This is a genomic window from Brevundimonas bullata (genome assembly GCF_003350205.1).
Taxonomy (GTDB): Bacteria; Pseudomonadota; Alphaproteobacteria; order Caulobacterales; family Caulobacteraceae; genus Brevundimonas; species Brevundimonas bullata.
The window spans coordinates 39299-56680 of record NZ_QLLC01000008.1 but is presented as its reverse complement, the minus strand read 5'-3'; the positions used below and the strand labels follow the sequence as shown (position 1 = coordinate 56680).

Annotated in this window: 15 protein-coding genes, 1 tRNA gene and 1 riboswitch; of the genes, 9 read left to right on the top strand and 7 right to left on the bottom strand. The window is 67.7% G+C overall.

The window, feature by feature from the left end; genetic code table 11:
• Positions 1-210 precede the first annotated feature (210 nt).
• The 4 genes from DXK21_RS05565 to argF all read left to right on the top strand — a co-directional run bounded on the left by DXK21_RS05565 (position 211) and on the right by argF (position 4363).
• Entirely contained in the window at positions 211-1035 is an 825-nt protein-coding gene (locus DXK21_RS05565; protein WP_114816782.1) for an ABC transporter permease, read from the top strand.
• 49 nt (positions 1036-1084) lie between these two features.
• Complete coding sequence (locus tag DXK21_RS05560; RefSeq protein ID WP_114816781.1) at positions 1085-1981, top strand: M28 family metallopeptidase; 897 nt, start codon at positions 1085-1087, stop codon at positions 1979-1981.
• Positions 1982-2111: 130 nt separating this feature from the next.
• A complete protein-coding gene (locus DXK21_RS05555; protein ID WP_114816848.1) occupies positions 2112-3287 on the top strand; it encodes an aspartate aminotransferase family protein in 1176 nt (391 codons plus the stop codon).
• Between the two features lie 158 nt (positions 3288-3445).
• Positions 3446-4363, top strand: coding sequence for an ornithine carbamoyltransferase (gene argF / locus DXK21_RS05550; protein WP_114816780.1), 918 nt, complete (start codon positions 3446-3448; stop codon positions 4361-4363).
• Positions 4364-4440: 77 nt separating this feature from the next.
• Here argF and DXK21_RS05545 read toward each other — a convergent pair whose 3' ends face one another.
• Positions 4441-4944 carry a pyridoxamine 5'-phosphate oxidase family protein gene (locus DXK21_RS05545; protein WP_114816779.1) on the bottom strand — a complete coding sequence of 168 codons (504 nt, stop codon included), beginning with the start codon at positions 4942-4944 and terminating at the stop codon, positions 4441-4443.
• A 59-nt stretch (positions 4945-5003) separates the two neighbouring features.
• On the bottom strand, positions 5004-5210 hold the full coding sequence (locus tag DXK21_RS05540) for a hypothetical protein (RefSeq protein ID WP_114816778.1): 207 nt from the start codon (positions 5208-5210) through the stop codon (positions 5004-5006).
• Between the two features lie 222 nt (positions 5211-5432).
• Between DXK21_RS05540 and DXK21_RS05535 the strand changes: the two genes are divergently transcribed.
• The 3 genes from DXK21_RS05535 (at position 5433) to DXK21_RS05525 (ending at position 10108) form a co-directional block, all read left to right on the top strand.
• Entirely contained in the window at positions 5433-8255 is a 2823-nt protein-coding gene (locus DXK21_RS05535; RefSeq protein WP_245945118.1) for an SEL1-like repeat protein, read from the top strand.
• Between the two features lie 117 nt (positions 8256-8372).
• Positions 8373-9296 carry a sulfite exporter TauE/SafE family protein gene (locus tag DXK21_RS05530; protein WP_114816777.1) on the top strand — a complete coding sequence of 308 codons (924 nt, stop codon included), beginning with the start codon at positions 8373-8375 and terminating at the stop codon, positions 9294-9296.
• Positions 9296-10108 carry a TIGR02186 family protein gene (locus DXK21_RS05525; RefSeq protein ID WP_114816776.1) on the top strand — a complete coding sequence of 271 codons (813 nt, stop codon included), beginning with the start codon at positions 9296-9298 and terminating at the stop codon, positions 10106-10108. Before DXK21_RS05530 ends, DXK21_RS05525 begins: the two co-directional genes overlap by 1 nt.
• 214 nt (positions 10109-10322) lie before the next feature.
• On the opposite strand, the gene DXK21_RS05515 is transcribed toward DXK21_RS05525, so the two are convergent.
• Positions 10323-12497 (bottom strand): 3-hydroxyacyl-CoA dehydrogenase NAD-binding domain-containing protein, encoded by a 2175-nt coding sequence (locus DXK21_RS05515; RefSeq protein ID WP_114816774.1) that lies wholly within the window; start codon positions 12495-12497, stop codon positions 10323-10325.
• Positions 12498-12513: 16 nt separating this feature from the next.
• On the bottom strand, positions 12514-13719 hold the full coding sequence (locus DXK21_RS05510) for an acetyl-CoA C-acetyltransferase (RefSeq protein ID WP_114816773.1): 1206 nt from the start codon (positions 13717-13719) through the stop codon (positions 12514-12516).
• Positions 13720-13992: 273 nt separating this feature from the next.
• Between DXK21_RS05510 and DXK21_RS05505 the strand changes: the two genes are divergently transcribed.
• Positions 13993-14595: a hemerythrin domain-containing protein gene (locus tag DXK21_RS05505; protein WP_245945117.1), complete on the top strand. Its 603-nt coding sequence runs from the start codon at positions 13993-13995 to the stop codon at positions 14593-14595.
• A gap of 19 nt (positions 14596-14614) precedes the next feature.
• On the opposite strand, the gene DXK21_RS05500 is transcribed toward DXK21_RS05505, so the two are convergent.
• Entirely contained in the window at positions 14615-15841 is a 1227-nt protein-coding gene (locus tag DXK21_RS05500) for a PQQ-dependent sugar dehydrogenase (RefSeq protein ID WP_114816772.1), read from the bottom strand.
• A gap of 195 nt (positions 15842-16036) precedes the next feature.
• Here DXK21_RS05500 and DXK21_RS05495 point away from each other — a divergent pair.
• Positions 16037-16113: transfer RNA gene (locus tag DXK21_RS05495), tRNA-Met, on the top strand.
• A gap of 29 nt (positions 16114-16142) precedes the next feature.
• Here DXK21_RS05495 and DXK21_RS05490 read toward each other — a convergent pair.
• Together DXK21_RS05490 and DXK21_RS05485 are read right to left on the bottom strand one after the other, a co-directional pair.
• The gene (locus DXK21_RS05490) at positions 16143-16361 is read right to left on the bottom strand and encodes a hypothetical protein (protein WP_114816771.1); all 219 of its coding nucleotides are present in this window, start codon (positions 16359-16361) and stop codon (positions 16143-16145) included.
• A gap of 83 nt (positions 16362-16444) precedes the next feature.
• Positions 16445-17029, bottom strand: coding sequence for a manganese efflux pump MntP (locus DXK21_RS05485; protein ID WP_114816770.1), 585 nt, complete (start codon positions 17027-17029; stop codon positions 16445-16447).
• A gap of 79 nt (positions 17030-17108) precedes the next feature.
• A riboswitch (yybP-ykoY riboswitch) is annotated at positions 17109-17208 on the bottom strand.
• Between the last annotated feature and the right edge of the window lie 174 nt (positions 17209-17382).

Below are 17382 nucleotides of genomic sequence, written 5' to 3'. Positions count from 1 at the left end.
ATTCAATATCTTGGGTCGCCGACGAATTTCCCCGCCTCGACCTGCTACTAATCGTAAAGCAGCACTTAAAACACGCAAGATGTGGCAATTCAGCTGTCCACAGAAACCAGATGTAGTGTGGTTAACGTCCCGTTTTGAATCAGTTTTGCGCCCCTTCATCGAACGTCGGGCGCCTTGCGAAACCAGCTTAGCGGGCGCATCTGGGCCTCCATGAAGACCGATCTCGCCTCTACTCGCCCCTCCGGCCTGCCCCAGCCGCGTCGATACGACGGCATCAACTGGGTGGGCTTGCGCACCCTTTACCTGCGCGAAGTGCGCCGTTTCTGGAAGGTGGGCGCCCAGACGGTGGCGGCGCCGGTGGTGACGACCCTGCTCTACATGCTGGTCTTCGTGGTGGCGCTGAAGGGCGCACGGCCGCCACTGCACGGCACGCCTTTCGCCGAGTTCGTGGCGCCCGGCCTGATCATGATGGCCATTCTTCAGAACGCCTTCGCCAACGCCTCGTCCAGCCTGATCCAGGCCAAGATCATGGGCACGGCCACCGACTTCCTGACCCCGCCGCTCAGCCCGCTGGAACTGACCGTCGGCTTCACCCTGGGCGCGGCGACGCGCGGCGTGGCGGTCGGTCTGGTGACGGCCCTGTGCGTCCTGCCGTTTGCGAAGCTGGGTCTGGCCAACGTCGCCCTGATCGTCTGGTTCGGCCTGATCGCTTCCCTGCTGATGGGGATGATGGGCGTGCTGGCGGGTCTGTGGTCCGAGAAGTTCGACCATCTTTCGGCGGTGCAGAACTTTGTCGTCATGCCGATGACCTTCCTGTCGGGCACCTTCTACCTGATCGACAGCCTGCCGGAGCCGTTCGCCAGCATCAGCCGCTTCAACCCCTTCTTCTACCTGATCGACGGCTTCCGGGCGGGCTTCATCGGCCACGCCGAGGGCAACCTGTGGGTCGGCGTGATCATGAGCGGCGTGCTGACGGTGCTGATGGGCGCGGCCTGCTGGCTGGTGTTCCGCTCGGGCTGGCGTCTGAAGAGCTGAACCATTAGGCAGGACCGAACGCCCCAGGGGAGGGGCTTGGGAGGTTCCTATGCTGTTTCGATCCGTTCTGGCGTCGGCCGTCGCCGCCGCTGCGCTTCTGTCCACGCCGGCTTTGGCGCAGGATGCGGAAGCCCTGAAGGCCCAGGTCGGCGCCTATGTTCAGCCGTCCAACGCCGAGCGGATGAATGTTCTGGTGGCCCAGCTGCGCGCCGCCGGTTTCAACCCGACCGTCGAGACCTTTGAGGGCGGCGGTCGCGCCGGGCCGATGCAGGGTTCGAACGTGGTCGTCACCATCGGCGACGGCCCGAAAGAAATCCTGCTGACCGCCCACTATGACGCGGTGAAGCTGCGCGACGGGACAATGTCGCAAGGCGTGGTCGACAACGCCGGCTCGGTCGTGGCCCTGATCGAGGCGGCCAAGATCCTGCGAGACAAGCCGCTGACCCACCGGGTCCGCGTCATCTTCTTCGATCAGGAAGAGCTGGGCCTGATCGGCGCCAGGAAGTGGATCGAGGCGCACGGCGTCGCCAATGTCGCCGCCGTGGTGAATTCGGACGTCGCCGCCTATGGCGACACCCTGATGTACGGCCAGAACAACGGGCCGCAGTCGGCCTTCGTCACGCGTGCGACCCAGGAACTGTGCGCCGAGCGGGCGATGCAGTGCGTGGGCTTCCCCGAGTATCCGCCCTCGGACGACCGCGCCTTCTCGGCGGCGGGCGTGCCCGTGGTGTCGCTGGGCTTCCAGGATCAGGTCGGCGCCCACCAGATGTGGCTGGCCTTCAACGGCGGCAAGGAAAACGGTCTGGCCGAGGGCTTCGTGCCCCAGGTCTTCCGCGTCATCCACTCCAAGGACGACGCCATCGAGGCTGTCGAAGGCGCGACCATCGCCACCGCCGGCGCCACCTATGCGGCCCTGATCCAGAAACTGGACGCGCAACTGCGCTGACAGTGGTCGGCGCGGTGTTGACTAAGCGCAAATAGCGCCCGACAAGTTCGTCGCCTTTTTCAAAGCGGTCCCGCAGCCAAGGTTGCGGGACCGTCGCTCTTTATGGAGTCTGCCAGTGTCCGGTCATCTGATGGGTGTCTACAATCGCGCGCCGCTGGAAGTGGAGCGCGGCCAGGGCGTCCGCCTGTGGTCCACCGACGGGACCGAGTATCTGGACTGCGTCTCGGGCATCTCGACAAACGCCCTCGGCCACGCCCACCCCAAGCTGGTGCAGGCGGTCAAGGATCAGGCCGAGAAGCTGTGGCACGTCTCCAACATCTTCAAGATTCCGGGCCAGGACGCCCTGGCCGACGCCCTGTGCGAAAAGTCGTTCGCCGACGTGGTCTTCTTCACCAACTCGGGCACGGAAGCCGTCGAGTGCGCGCTGAAGACGGCGCGCAAGTTCCACTCGGCCAACGGCCAGCCGGAACGCATCGACATCTACGGCTTCGACGGCTCGTTCCACGGTCGCACCTATGGCGCCATCAACGCCGCCGCCAACCCCAGCTACACCGAGGGCTTCGGGCCCAAGATGGAAGGCTTCCATCAGCTGAAGTGGGGCGACCACGACGCCATCAAGGCCGCCATCGCCAACCCGACCACCGCCGCCATCATCGTCGAGCCGGTGCAGGGCGAGGGCGGCTGCCGCGCCATGCCGGAACAGTGCCTGCGCGGCCTGCGCGAGCTGTGCGACGCGCACGGCGTCCTGATCATCTTCGACGAAGTTCAGTGCGGCATGGGCCGAACCGGCAAGCTGTGGGCTCACGAATGGGCCGGCATGGCGCCGGACATCATGGCCATCGCCAAGGCCCTCGGCGGCGGCTTCCCCATCGGCGCCTGCCTGTCGACGGCTGAAGCGGCCAAGGGCATGACGGTCGGCGCCCACGGCTCGACCTTTGGCGGCAACCCCCTGGCCATGGCCGTCGGTCAGGCCGCCTTCGCCGAGGTCTCGTCGGACGCCATCCTGGCCAACGTCAACGAGATCGCCGGCTATCTGAAGCAGCAGCTGCACGGCCTGGCCGAGCGCTTCCCCGACGTGATCGTCGAGGTGCGCGGCAAGGGGCTGCTGGTGGGGGTCAAGCTGGTCCCCAACAACCGCGACTTCATGGGCTGGGCCCGCGACGAGGCCAAGCTGCTGGTCGCCGGCGGCGGCGACAACCTGGTCCGCATCCTGCCGCCGCTGAACATCACCCTCGAAGAGGCCCGCGAGGCCGTCGAGAAGTTCGAAACGGCCTGCGAGTTCGCTCGGACGAAGCTGGCGGCCTAAGTGCTTTTCCCTCCCCTTCATGGGGAGGGGGCCGAGCCTCCATCGGAGGTGAGGTCGGGTGGGGGCGCTGTCCCTTCATTTCCAGGTTTCCGCAAGGCCGTCCCCACCCGGTTCCTGCGGGACCACCCTCCCCGGAGCGGGGTGGGAGAGGCTCTGTCATGGTCCGTCACTTCCTCGATATTCATCGGCTCGACGCGGGCGACCTGCGCGCCATCCTGGACGACGCCCACGCCCGCAAGCAGGCGCGCAAGGGCTGGCCCAAGGGGCGTCCCGACGCTGACGCGCCGGGCAAGGACCGCGTCCTGGCCATGATCTTCGAGAAGAACTCGACGCGCACCCGTTTCAGCTTCGACGCCGCCATCCGCCAGCTGGGCGGTTCGGCCATCATCGCCACCGCCGCCGACATGCAGCTGGGGCGGGGCGAGCCGGTCGAGGATACGGCCAAGGTCCTGTCGCGCATGGTCGATGCCGTGATGATCCGCGCCAACAATCATGAGGACGTCGAACGCTTCGCCCGCGTCTCGACCGTGCCGGTGGTCAACGGCCTGACCGACCGCAGCCACCCGTGCCAGATCCTGGCCGACCTGCTGACGATCGAGGAGCATCTGGGCCCGATCGAAGGCAAGACCATCGCCTGGGTCGGGGACGGCAACAATGTCTGCCACAGCTTCATGCACGCGGCGGCCAAGTTCGGCTTCCGCCTGAACGTGGCCTGTCCGGCGGAATACCACCCCGACCTGCGCGACCTGGAAAAGGGCGGGGCTCACGTTCACCTGACCAGCGACCCGCGTGAGGCTGTGGTCGGCGCCGACGTGGTCGTGACCGACACCTGGGTGTCGATGGGCGATCAGGACTACGAGGCCCGCCTGGCGGCGTTTGAGCCCTATCAGGTCGATGAGGCCCTGATGGAGCTGGCCAACGCCGACGCCGTCTTCCTGCACTGCCTGCCGGCGCACCGGGGCGAAGAGGTGACGGACGCCGTCATCGACGGCCCCCAATCCCTGATCTGGGACGAGGCCGAGAACCGCATTCACGCCCAGAAGGCGGTTCTAGCCTGGTGTTTCGCAGGCGACTGAAAGTGCCTGCGAAAGAGCCCTAACGCCTCGCCCGCGGGGCGAGGCTGCTTGAGGGCCAAGCGGATGTCAGGTTTCGCCTACTGCAGATTGACGTCGGCCACGCCGCCGGCGTCGGGCAGGGTCTTGGTCGCATTGGCCTTGGCGATCTCATAGGCGAACTTGAACAGGCCGCCGTCGCTGACCCAGACCCGGCCGTCGTCGGCGTCGAAGCGCAGCAGGGTCAGGTTGGGATCGTCCTTGCCGCCCGGATACCAGGCGGCGAGCACCGGGTTCCAGTGACGGTCGATGATCGCCCGGTCCTGGCCATGCACCGAGAGTTCGCCGTGGACGCAGGCCCAGACCTTCTGGTCCTTGGAGCCATAGCTGAACATGGCGGACTGGCCCGAGGTCGCGACATCGCGCGCCAGGTCGGTGTCCTTGCGGGTGAAGAACCAGATCGTCCCGGTCTCTTCCTCGCGGAAGGCGGTCATCGGCTGGCTGTGGTAGCCGGGCCGGTCCAGGCCCAGCATGCCGGTGTTGCTGTGCTTCAGGCTTTTCCAGAATTCGGCTTCGGCCTCTGCGGGGGTCAGATCATGGCTCATCCGGCGTCTCCTTGCTCTTGCGTGAGGCAGAAGAACCGTCGGAGGGCCGTCCCGTTCCGTCAGACGGGGAAGGTGCGGCCGCCCAGCACCGAAGCCAGATGGATCAGCAGCAGGAAGGTCAACGCCCCCGCGACCAGCATGATGAACCGCCATGGCATCATGCGCGGCCCCATCGACAGGTCCGGCGGACGGGCCCCGCGCCAGCCGGAAAAGACGGCGACGGCGGTCGAGACGGCCAGCAGGATCAGGGTCAGCGAGGGGCTCATGGCGGAGGCAGGTGGCGCTTAAGGCGCCGCTTCGCAAGGCGGAAAACCGCCAGAAGATGAATCTAAACGCGGCGTTAACCATGACGGCGCGAAAAGCACGGAATCGCGTCTAAGCGTCACAGGGTGATTCGTTCGCTCAGGCGCCAGATGTTGCGGTTAACGATACGTTTACACGCTTGATGTGGAGCGGTAGCGTCACCCTATGGGTCGGGAGGCGAATCAGTGAGCGCAGCAGCGCCGTGGAGCGTGAAGGGGATCGACCCCAAGGCTCGCGAGATCGCCAAGGACCTTGCGCGCCGGTCAGGCATGACGCTGGGCGAGTGGCTGAATTCCATGATCATGGACGAGCCGGACGAGGATGAGGGCGTCACGCCCCTGCCGCGCCGCACGCCCATTCCCGACCCCTATGACCGCCGCAGCCGCTCGCGTCGTCTGGACGACCTCTATGGTTCGGACGCGGAAGGCGCGGTCCGCGTCGACGCCTCCATCGAAGTCATCGCCGGTCGGCTGGAAGCCGCCGAGCGCCGCTCGACCATTGCCATCCAGGGCATCGACCAGGCCGTGGCCGGTCTGGTGCATCGCCTGGACGGTCAGGACAAGGCCGGCGCCGCCCAGGCCCGCCGTATCGAGGACATCGCCGAAGAACTGCGCGAGGGCCACAAGCGCCTGCGCCGTTTCGAACTGGACGCCGGGCCTCGGGCCGCAGAAGGCCTGGGTCGGGTCGAGACGGCCCTGAACGCGGTCTCCAGCCGCCTCTATGATCTGGACGAGCGCCAGCGTGCGGGCGCCGAGGCCCTGCGCCAGCGCATCGAAGCGGTCGAACAGGCGGCAGGGCCGGGCCCCGGCACGGACCTGCTGGTCGAGGTCGGCGCGCGTCTGGACGAGGCGCAGGAGCGCACCTCCGAGGCCTTGAAGGGGCTGGAGCGTTCTTTCGCCGCCCTGGACCTGCGCCTGCGCGACGCCGAGAGCCGGATCGAACCCCGCGAGGCCGCCCGCTTCGAGAAGCTGGCCGAGACCCTGACCCGCCAGGTCGAGGGCAGCCGCGTGGAGATGATGCGTCGCCTTGACGTGGCCGAGACCGAAAGCCGCGTCGATCGCATAGAGCGCGCCCTGGCCGCCGTCGGCGATCAGACCCGCGCCGCCGAGCAGCGCTCGGCCGACGCTGTCGAGGCCATGGGCCGCGAGGTCCTGCGCATCGCCCAGAACCTGAACGCCCGCGTCGAAAAGGTTGAGGCCGGCGGCGCGGCGGCGAACGTGGAAGCTCTCGGGCAGGCGCTGAACGAGAAGCTGGATCGCGAGATGCAGCGTCACGCCCAGGCCGTGGAACAGCGCCTCACCCGTTCCGACGATCAGCACGCCCTGGCGCTGGAGCGGCTGGGCGGCGAGATCACCCGCATCTCGGATCGTCTGTCCGAGCGCATCGCCCAGTCGGAACGTCGCTCGGCCCAGGCCCTGGACGACATCAGCCGCCGCCTGGCCGAGAACACCGACAAGATCGAGCAACGCTACGACCGCGCCTCGGGCGAACTGGGCGAGCGGATGCGTCAGAGCGAGGAGCGCACCGCGCGCCTGCTGGCCGAGGCTCGCGAAAGCATCGAGCAGCGTGGGGCGCGCGCCGTGCGCCGCGAAACCCCGCTGGAAAGCCCCGAGCCCACGCCGTGGAGCCCGGCCGAGAGCCCCAGCGGGGACTGGCGCGCCGCCGCCTTCGCTGACGATATCTGGTCCGAAGATGCGATGGGCGGCGTGCTGGACGCCGCGCCCTTCCCGGCGCCGACCGTGCGCGATCCCGAGCCGGTCTTTGCCGATCCGCTGGACGCCGAACTGAACGCCTTCGCCGACGAGGCCGAGGCGGCGCCGAAAGCCCTGTTCGGTTCAAGCCCCGAGCGCGCCCGGTTCGGCGCCGTTGCGACCGATCCGCTGGACGAGACCGACGAACCGGCATTCGCCGGGAGCGATTTTGTCGCCGACGGCTTCGGCGGCGCCGATGTGCGCGACGTCCTGGTCGACGACGCGATGCTGGACGCCGTGGGAGGCCTGCCGCCGCTGGTGGACGGGCCGGGCGACGCAGAGGGCGACGACGGCTTCTCGGCCGAGATCGACTTTATCGACCCCGACGCGCTCAAGGCCGGCGCCGCCGCCGGGCGGGCCACGACCCGTGACACCCTGGAGGCGGCGCGGGCCGCCATATCCAGCACCGAAGAAGCCCCGCGCAAGGGCTTTGGTCTGAAGCGCGGCGGCAAGTCCAAGCTGCAGGAACGTCTGGACAAGCAGGCGTCGCGCGAAGGCTCGACCATGCGCAAGGCCCTGGGCGCCTCGGCGGTCGCGGCTCTGGTCATGGGCGGCGGTTATGCGTCGTTGCAACTGGCCGAGGGGTCGGGCCTGGTCCTGCCGGACATGGCGAGCCTGACGGGCGTTGCGGCGAAGACCGATGCCGACCCGGCGCCGATCGCCGCCGTGGCGCTGAGCGCTGCCCCGACCGAGGCCGTGCCGTCGCCCGAGGTGGCGGCGACCGAGGGCGCGGCTCTGTTCACGCGCGCGGTGCAACTGATCGACAGCGGCGACGACAGCGGACTGGAGCCGCTGAAGCGTGCGGCCAACCTGGGCTACGGCCCGGCGCAGATGCGTCTGGCCGCCCTCTATCAGGAGGGGGGCGCCGGTCTGACGCCCGACCCGGTCGAGGCGCGCACCTGGATGAGGCGCGCGGCGGAAGGCGGCGATGCGCGCGCCATGCACAACTACGCCATGCAGCTTTATGAAGGCGAAGGCGGGGCGCGTAATCGGCGAGAAGCTCTGACCTGGCTCACCAAGGCGGCCACAGCGGGCCGCGTTGATAGTCAGTACAACGTGGCCTACCTTTACGAGAGGGGCGACGAGGGCGTGGCCGCCAACGCGACCGAAGCCTTCAAATGGTACATGATCGCGGCTCGGCGCGGCGACCAGCAGGCGTTGGCGGCGGTGCAGCGGCTGACGCCCGTCACCTCGGCCGAGACGCGCCGCGTGGCGCGCGAAGCCGCTGACGCCTTCACGGTCGAGCCGGTCGCGTAACGAAACGCGTCGAAACGGCGGCGGGGGTGGCGGTTCGCCGCAGCCCTCGCTAAGACCAGAAGTCTAGTCGCCTTTCCGGCGCAGTTCTGCGTTCCCTTCCAGCCGAAGGCGCGTGCCGTGGATATTTACCTGCCGATCGCCGAGGTTTCGGTGAACTGGCCGTTCCTGGTTCTGCTGGGCGCGCTGGTCGGCTTTGTCTCGGGCCTGTTCGGCATCGGCGGCGGCTTCCTGATGGCGCCCGTCCTCGTCTTCATGGGCATTCCCCCGACCGTGGCCGTCGCCAGCCAGGCCAGCCACGTCGTAGCCTCCTCGACCTCGGGCGTGATCCGCTATTCGGGCATGAAGGCGGTCGACTACCGCATCGGCGGCATCATGGCCGTGGGCGGGGCGCTGGGCGCGCTCGCGGGCGTCGAGATGTTCCGCTATCTGCGGCTGCTGGGTCAGGCCGATCTGGTGGTGGCCGTCTCCTATCTGGTCTTCCTGGGCCTGATCGGCAGCATGATGCTGTACGAAAGCCTGACGCAGATCCTGCACCGGGTGCGGGGCGAGACCCCGCCGCGCAAGGAACGCCGTCGCCCCATGTGGCTGTATGGCCTGCCGTTCCGCATGCGCTTTCCCCGCTCGGGTCTCTATATCAGCGCCATTCCGCCCTTCGGCCTGGGCGTCTTCGCGGGCATCCTCTCGGCCATCATGGGGGTGGGCGGCGGCTTCATCTTGGTGCCGGCCATGCTCTATGTGCTGCGCATGCGGGCCAGCGTCGTGGTGGGCACCAGCCTGTTCCAGATCATCATCACCACGGCCGTCACCACCATCCTGCAAGCCGGGCGCAATCAGACGGTGGACATCGTCCTGTCGACCATCCTGCTCCTGGGCGGGGTCGTCGGGGCCCAGTTCGGCGCCAAGCTATCGGGTCGGTTCCGGGCGGAGGAGATGCGCGCGGCGCTCGGCCTGATCGTGCTTCTGGTCGGCATCCAGATGGGGCTGGAGCTGTTCGTGCGGCCCAGTGATCTGTTCCTGCTGGCGCCGGGGGTGGGAGACTGATGTTCCAGGCCCTGCCGCCCGAACCCGCGCCCATGGTCGCGCCGGGAACCATCGAACGCTCGGTCGCGACCGAAGGCGAGGTGCGCGTCGCCGCCGCCCTGACCGACGCCCAGGTTGAGGTCGACTCCAGCTTCCGCGGCGCCTCCATCGTCCTGTACGGCGCGGTGTTCAATCCGACCGACGTCCCGGCTGACGTGGTGGTGGTCGTGCGCGGTCCCGACGCCCCGGTGCGTCTGGTCAAGAAGACCCGCAACATGGGCGTCTGGCTGAACAGCCGCCCGGTCCTGTTCGAGGGCGCGCCCGGCTTCTACATGACGGCCTCGACCCGGCCTTTGTCGGACGTGGCCGACTTCGGCCAGCTTAGGCGGCTCGGGGTCGGCGTCGATCACCTGCGCATCGACGCCCCCGAAGAAAGCCGCACCGTCACCCGCTATGGCGTGCGCGATGTGGTGGTCAGCCGTCTGGGCGAGAACTACCTCGACTGGCGCCGCGCCGTGATCCGGCTGAAGGAGGCGGCGGCCCTCTACAACACCGATCCTGACGGGGTGCAGTTTGTCGACAAGGGCCTGTTCCGGGCCGAGGTCGAGCTGCCGACCGTGGCCCCGACCGGCAAATACTACGCCGAGGTCTGGCTGTTCCAGGAGGGGGCGCCGGTGTCGGTGTCCAACCTGACCCTGACGGTCGAGAAGGTCGGGCTGGAGCGCGACATCTATGAGTTCGCCCACCGGCGGCCCTGGTCCTACGGCGTGCTGTGCGTGTTGCTGGCGGCGCTGACGGGCTATGCGGCGTCGCGGGTGTTCAGGAGCAGGTAATCCCCACATTCGTCATCCCGGAAAGCGCGCAGCGCTTATCCGGGACCGCAGGAAGCGCGGCGTATTGGGCGGTCCCGGCTCTCCGCTTCGCTGCGGCCGGGATGACGGTGAGGGGCGCGCGCTCAAGCAGCGAGCGACCGCGTCTCGAGCGATAGCCCAAAGAAAAGGGCGGCTCCGAGGAGCCGCCCTTTCCGTTTTCAGCCTGTCGTGGATATCAGGCCGCCTTCTTCTCCGGGGCGAAGCGGCCGTAGAACGTCTCGTTCTTGGCGGCCATGTCGCGCAGCAGTTGCGGGACCTGGAAGCGGTCGCCGTAGCGGGCGGCGTAGTCGTCGGCCTTGGCCACGAAGGCCTTGAGGCCGGTCTGGTCGATGAAGGTGATCGGGCCGCCGGTCCAGGGCGCGAAGCCCCAGGCCAGGATGGCGCCGACGTCGGCCTCGCGCGGGTCGTCGATGACGCCCTCTTCCCAGCAGCGGGCGACCTCGATGGCCTGACGATACAGCAGGCGGTTCTTTTGATCCTCGACCAGTTCGGGCGTCGAGTCGTTGATCGTGACCGGGGCCAAATCGGACAGGCCCGCCCACAGGGTCTTGGGCTTGGTATCGTAGTCGTAGAAGCCCTTGCCGTTCTTGCGGCCGTAGCGGCCCAGGTCCTCGACCATCTTCTGCACGATATGGGCGCCGGGCAGCGGCACATAGGCGTCGCCCAGGTCGGCCTGGGTCTGCTTGGCGACCTTGACCGACAGGTCCAGCGCCACGTCGTCGTGCATTTCCAGCGGGCCGCGCGGCATGCCGGTCATGCGGCCGATGTTGTCGATCAGGGCCGGCGCATAGCCCTCTTCGAGCATGGCCAGGCCTTCGGCCACATAGGTGGCGAAGCAGCGCGAGGTGTAGAAACCGCGGCTGTCGTTGACGACGATCGGGGTCTTCTTGATCTTCAGCACATAGTCGAGCGCCTTGGCGAGCGCCGTCTGGCCGGTCTTCTCGCCCATGATGATCTCGACCAGCATCATCTTGTCGACCGGCGAGAAGAAGTGGATGCCGATGAAGTCCTCAGGACGGCCCGAGGCCTCGGCCAGGCCGGTGATCGGCAGGGTCGAGGTGTTGGAGCCGAAGACGGCGCCTTCAGCCAGTTGGGCCTCGGCGCGCTTGGTCACGTCGGCCTTGATCTCGCGGTTTTCGAACACGGCCTCGATGACCAGGTCCGAGCCCTTGATGTGATCATAGTCGGTGGTGGCGGTGACGAGAGCCAGGGTGGCGTCGAACTTCTCCTGGGTCATCTGGCCGCGCGACAGGCGCTTCTTCAGCAGTTCCTCGACGTGGGCCTTGCCCTTGTCGGCGGCTTCCTGAGTCTGGTCGATCAGGACGGTCTCGATGCCGGCCATGACCTGCACATAGGCCACGCCCGCGCCCATCATGCCGGCGCCCAGGACCGTGACCTTCTTGGCGTCCGACTTGGGCACGCCCGCCGGGCGCACGGCGCCCTTGTCCAGGTCCTGCTTGGACAGGAAGAGGCTGCGGATCATGCCCTGGGCCTGCGGCGTCATCAGGGTCTTGATGAAGTAGCGGGTCTCGATGCGCAGGGCGGCGTCCATCGGCACCTGAACGCCCTCATAGACGGCCTTCATCAGGTTGGTGGCGGCGGGATAGTTGCCGTAGGTCTGCTTACGGATCATGGCGTTGCCGACCAGGAAGTTCTGAATGCCCGCCGGGTGGTAGGGGCCGCCGCCGGGCAGTTTGAAGCCCTTGTCGTCCCACGGCTGCACGGCCTTGCCGCCGTTCTTGATCCAGGTCTTGGCGGCCTCGACCGACTGACCCTTTTCGACCACCTCGTGGACGATGCCTGCGCCCTTGGCGTCGTTCGGACGGAAGGACTTGCCCTCGGTCATGGCCATCATGGCGGGCTGCACGCCGATCAGGCGCGTCAGGCGCTGGGTGCCGCCGCCGCCGGGGAAGAGGCCGACCTTGATCTCGGGCAGGCCCAGCTGGATCTTGTTGTCGTTCTCGACCACGCGATAGTGGCAGGCGAGGGTGAGTTCGAGGCCGCCGCCCAGCGCCAGGCCGTTGATGGCCGCCGCCACCGGCTTGCCGCAGGTTTCCAGCGCGCGCAGGGCGCCGTTCATCTTCCAGCCGGCGTCATAGGCGTCTTGCAGGCTGGCGCCGCCGATCATGCCGCCGGCGATGTCGCCGAGGTCGGCGCCGGCGCAGAAGCCCGACGCCTTGCCCGAGGTCAGGACCGCGCCCTTGACGGCGTCATCGGTCTTGATGCGTTCCACCAGCTGCGGAATCTCGGCCATGACGGACGAGGTCAGAGTGTTCATCGAGCGTCCGGGGACGTCGAAGGTGATCAGGGCGATGCCGTCGGCATCGACGTCGATCTTGAAGTTTTCCATGGTCAGTCGCTCCCGATCAGACGCGTTCGATGACGGTGGCGGTGCCCATGCCGCCGCCGATGCACAGGGTGATGAGGGCGGTTTCCTTGTCCGAGCGTTCCAGCTCGTCCAGCACCACGCCGGTGATCATGGCCCCGGTGGCGCCCAGGGGGTGGCCCATGGCGATGGCGCCGCCGCAGACGTTGATCTTGTCGTGCGGGATGTCGAGCGCCTGCATGAAGCGCAGGACGACGGCGGCGAAGGCTTCGTTCAGCTCATAGAGGTCGATGTCGGCAGACGTCATGCCCAGACGACCCAGCAGCTTGTTGGTCACGAACTCCGGGCCGGTCAGCATGATCGACGGCTCCGAGCCGATCGAGGCGGCGCCGCGGATCTTGGCGCGGGGCTTCAGGCCCAGGGCCTTGCCGGCTTCCAGCGAACCGATCAGGACGCCCGCCGAACCGTCGACGATGCCGGACGAGTTGCCGGGCGTGTGGACGTGGTTGACGCGCTCGACCTCGGGGTAGCGCTGGTTGATGACGCTGTCGAAGGCCATCTCGCCCATCATGGCGAAGGAGGGGTTCAGGGCGCCGAGCGTCTGCATGTCCGTGGTCGGACGAATGGTCTCGTCGCGGTCCAGGCGGACCAGACCCAGCTGGTCCAGCACCGGGATGACCGACTTGCTGAAGCGGCCCTCGGCCCAGGACTGAGCCGAACGTTTGTGGCTCTCGACCGAATAGGCGTCCACGTCGGCGCGGCTGAAGCCCCACTTGGTGGCGATCATGTCGGCCGAGACGCCCTGGGGCACGAAATAGGTGGGGAAGGCGCTGGAGGGATCGACCGGCCAGGCGCCGCCGTCCGAGCCCATCGGCACGCGGCTCATGGCCTCCACGCCGCCGCCGACGGCGAAGTCGGCCTCGCCGGACTTCACTTTCGCAGCGGCCATGTTCACGGCTTCCAGGCCCGAGGCGCAGAAGCGGTTGACCTGAACGCCCGCCGTGGTCTGGGCCCAGCCGGCGTTCAGCACGGCGGTGCGGGCGATGTCGGCGCCCTGTTCGCCTACCGGCGAGACACAGCCGAGGATGACGTCGTCGACCTTCGAGGTGTCCAGATCGTTGCGATCACGCAGGGCCTGCAGCACCTGGCTGGCCAGCGACAGGGCCGTGATCTCGTGCAGGGACCCGTCCTTCTTGCCCTTGCCGCGCGGCGTGCGCACGGCGTCGTAGATGTAGGCGTCGGCCATGAATGTCTCTCTTTGTTGAGTCCCTACCGCTCGGCGCGCGGCGCCTCGCTGCTGGAGGGACAGATCGAACTTCTAGGGTCTCTGTCTCTCGGCGCCTCGCGGCTTGAGGGACGGGTCTGGAATTGAAACTCGATGCGTAGAAACCCTACGTTTACGTCAACGTCAAGTAACAACGCGCGTGAGCTTGTCGCGAACGTCTCTCACCTAGCTTGGCCTTCGGAACGCCCGCGCGCGGCCCGTCTTCCTAGGGGAACAATCATCCGGGAGAATCGCGTGACTCAGACCTATGAAGAGATGGACGCCGTCGCCATGCTGAAGGCCGACCACCGCAAGGTGGAGGAGATCTTCGCCAGTTTCGAGAAGGCGCGGGGCAAGGACCGCAAGAAGGCTCTGGCCGAGCAGGCCTGCCTGGAGCTGAAGGTTCACACCATTCTTGAGGAAGAAGTCTTCTATCCGGCCTGTCGCGGCCAGATCGAGGAGGACCTGCTGAACGAGGCCTATGTCGAGCATGACGCGGCCAAGGTGCTGATCAACGACATCGAGGCGGGCGGCCCCGACGAGGCCTTCTACGACGCCAAGGTCAAGGTGCTGTCCGAGATGATCGAGCACCACGTCAAGGAAGAGGAGATGCGTTCCGAGGGCATGTTCAGCCAGGCGCGCGCGGCGGGCCTGGACATGGACGCCCTGGCCGACCGGATGCGGGCGCGCAAGACGAGCGCCATGGCCCAGTTGAAGGGGCACCCGGAAATCCTGGCCGAAACCCATGTCTTCCACGGCGAGGACAACGCCTTCGCCATGGCTGACGAACCGATGACGCGCGACGGCGATGAGCCAGCGGCGGCGGCGGCGGCGGTGGAGATGCGGGAGGCGCGCTGACCTCCCGCATACCTAAAGCCTACTGAGAGACGGCAAGCCTGATCAGCTTGCCGTCTTCTTCGTCGGTGATGACCCAGACGGCGCCGTCGGCGGCGACCGCCACGTCGCGGATGCGTTCGTTCAGTCCGGTCAGCAGCCGCTCTTCGCCGACGACGCGGTTGTTCTCCAGCACCAGTCGGGCCAGGTGCTTGCCGCCCAGCCCCGTGACCAGCAGGTTGCCGTTCCAGCCCGGGAACATGGCGCCGCTGTAGAAGGTCATGCCGCCCGGCGCGATGACGGGGTCCCAGTAATAGACCGGCTGTTCCGTGCCCTCCCTGGCCGTCACGGCGGGGATGGGCTGGCCGTTGTATTCGATGCCGTAGGCGACGCCCGGCCAGCCGTAGTTCTTGCCGGCCTGATCCAGGTTGATCTCGTCGCCGCCGCGCGTGCCGTGCTCCACGGTCCAGACGGCGCCCGTGCTGGGCTGAACCGCGATCCCCTGCATATTGCGGTGGCCCAGGGACCAGATCTCGGGTTTCGCGCCCGCCTGGCCGACGAAGGGGTTGTCGGCGGGGACGCTGCCGTCGGCGTTGATGCGGATGGTCTTGCCCATGTGCGAAGCTAGGTCCTGGGCCTGGGGCCGCATCGGCTTGTCCGAGCGCTCGCCGAGCGTGATGAACAGCTTGCCGTCCGGCGTGAAGGCCAGCGAGGAGCCGAAATGCTTGTCGCCGTCATAGACGGGCAGGGCGCGGAAAATGACCTGGACGTTGTCGACCCTGGTCAGGTCGTCGGACAGGCGGCCGCGCGCGACCGAGGTGGCGTTGCCGCCCTCCCGAGGCTCGGCGTAGCTCCAGTAGATCATGCGGTCCTGACCGAAGCTCGGCCCGACGATGACGTCCAGCAGACCGCCCTGGCCGCGCGCGTCGACGGCGGGCAGGCCCGTGATCGGGGCGCCGATCTGGCCTTGAGCGGAGATGACCCGCATCCGGCCAGGCTTCTCCGTCACCAGCCACTGGCCGTCCGGCAGCAGGGCCAGGCCCCAGGGATGGACCAGACCCGAAGTCATGACGGCATGGGCCATCGACACGGCGGTCTGGACGCCGGGCGCGCGGGTCTGGCCCTCGAAGGCCGGCTTCTGATCGGGGTTGTTGGCGGGGCGGGTCTCTACGGGTGCGCCGGGGGCGACGGGCGCGTCCTGGCCGTTGGCCCCGCAGGCGGCGGCAAGGACGAGGAGCGAGGCGGAAGCGGCGAGGGCGATCAGACGCATGGGGCTCTCCTGAACAACAGATGTCGCCATCCAGAATGAAGCCTCGCCGTTCCCCGCGCGAGCCGAAACCGCCCGCGACCGATCATCCTGCGCGATTTAGCTGTCGAAGCGGCTTGAACCCGAGGGAAGGCGGCGATATACGCACGCCTCTCGCGCCTCCCGGTCGGTCACGGCCTTGCGCGAGGTCCCGTAAGGGGTTGGGTAGCTCAGATGGTTAGAGCGGTGGATTCATAACCCACAGGTCGGCGGTTCGATCCCGCCTCCAACCACCACGGATTTTCTCGTCAAATCCGATTTCGCCTTACGGAATGCGCGTAGCGCCGCCGGTGATCTTGCACAGATAGTCCGTCTGCGCGCGCCCGGTCGTGGCGCCGCTGGGCGTCAGGATGCCGCCGCGCGCCGTGCATTCGCTCTCCAGCTTGTCGAGGTCCTGTTGATAGGTCGGCACGGTCCGGCCGGTGGCGCAGGCGCCGAGGGCTAGAGGGGCGGCGAGGGCGGCGAGAATGACGGCGGCGCGCATGACGGGGCTCCTTGCAACTGGCGGTTTAACGGTTAGCCGAGGGCGGACGTTCCTCTGGCCGCCCCCTGGATGCAAGGCCGGTTTCAGAAGGCCAGCAGGCCGAGATGCTCCAGCAGGATCTTGAGGCCCAGAGCGATCAGGGCGACGCCGCCGACCAGTTCGACGATCTTGCCCAGCCGCGTGCCCGCCGCCTTGCCGATCAGCAGGCCGAGCGTGGCCAGGGCGAAGGTGGTTAAGCCGATGCAGGCCGCGATCAGCCAGATGTTCTCGCCCAGCAGGGCCAGGCCTACGCCGACCGCTCCTGCGTCGATCGAGGTGCCGACGGCGGTGGCGACCAGGGCGACCAGGCCGCGCGACACGGCCTTCTTCGCTTCGGCTTCTTCTTCCGCCTCGTCCTCGGGCTTCAGCGCCTCCCAGATCATCTTGCCGCCGACCGCGCCGAGCAGGCCGAAGGCGATCCAGTGGTCGATGGCGGCGACGAAGCTGGCGGCGGCGACGCCCAGGGCGAAGCCGATCAGCGGGGTGATGGCTTCGATGACGCCGAACACCAGGCCCGAGCGCAGGGCCTGCGGCAGGGTGGGGCGGTGCTGGGCCCCCCGACCAATCGCGGCGGCGAAGGCGTCGGCGGACATGCTGAGCGACAGGATGGCGATGGCGATGGGGGTCATGGAAACTGATCTCAGCCGGGCGCGTGACAGCACGTCCGGGCGCAGGCCGGCTCGGCCCCCGGATCGTGCTGGTCTCGCTAGGCGGACGGGTATCCGCTGATCGCGCCATGCCCCCGGCGGAGGCAAGTATGTTGACGCGATCCCGGCTGACAGACGCCGGAAGCTACTCCCCAACGCGGCGGGCTTTAGCGGTCAGGGCCGTCAGGATCAACCGCGCAGGGCCGGGACAGACTATTTCCGAGGGGGCGCCAATCCGCCCGAGCGTTTCACGGCCAGCCCCCAAACGGGCTGAAGGCGACAAGTCCCCGCATCTGTGCTAGAGGCTCGCTCCTCCCTTTCCCGCAGGATATCCA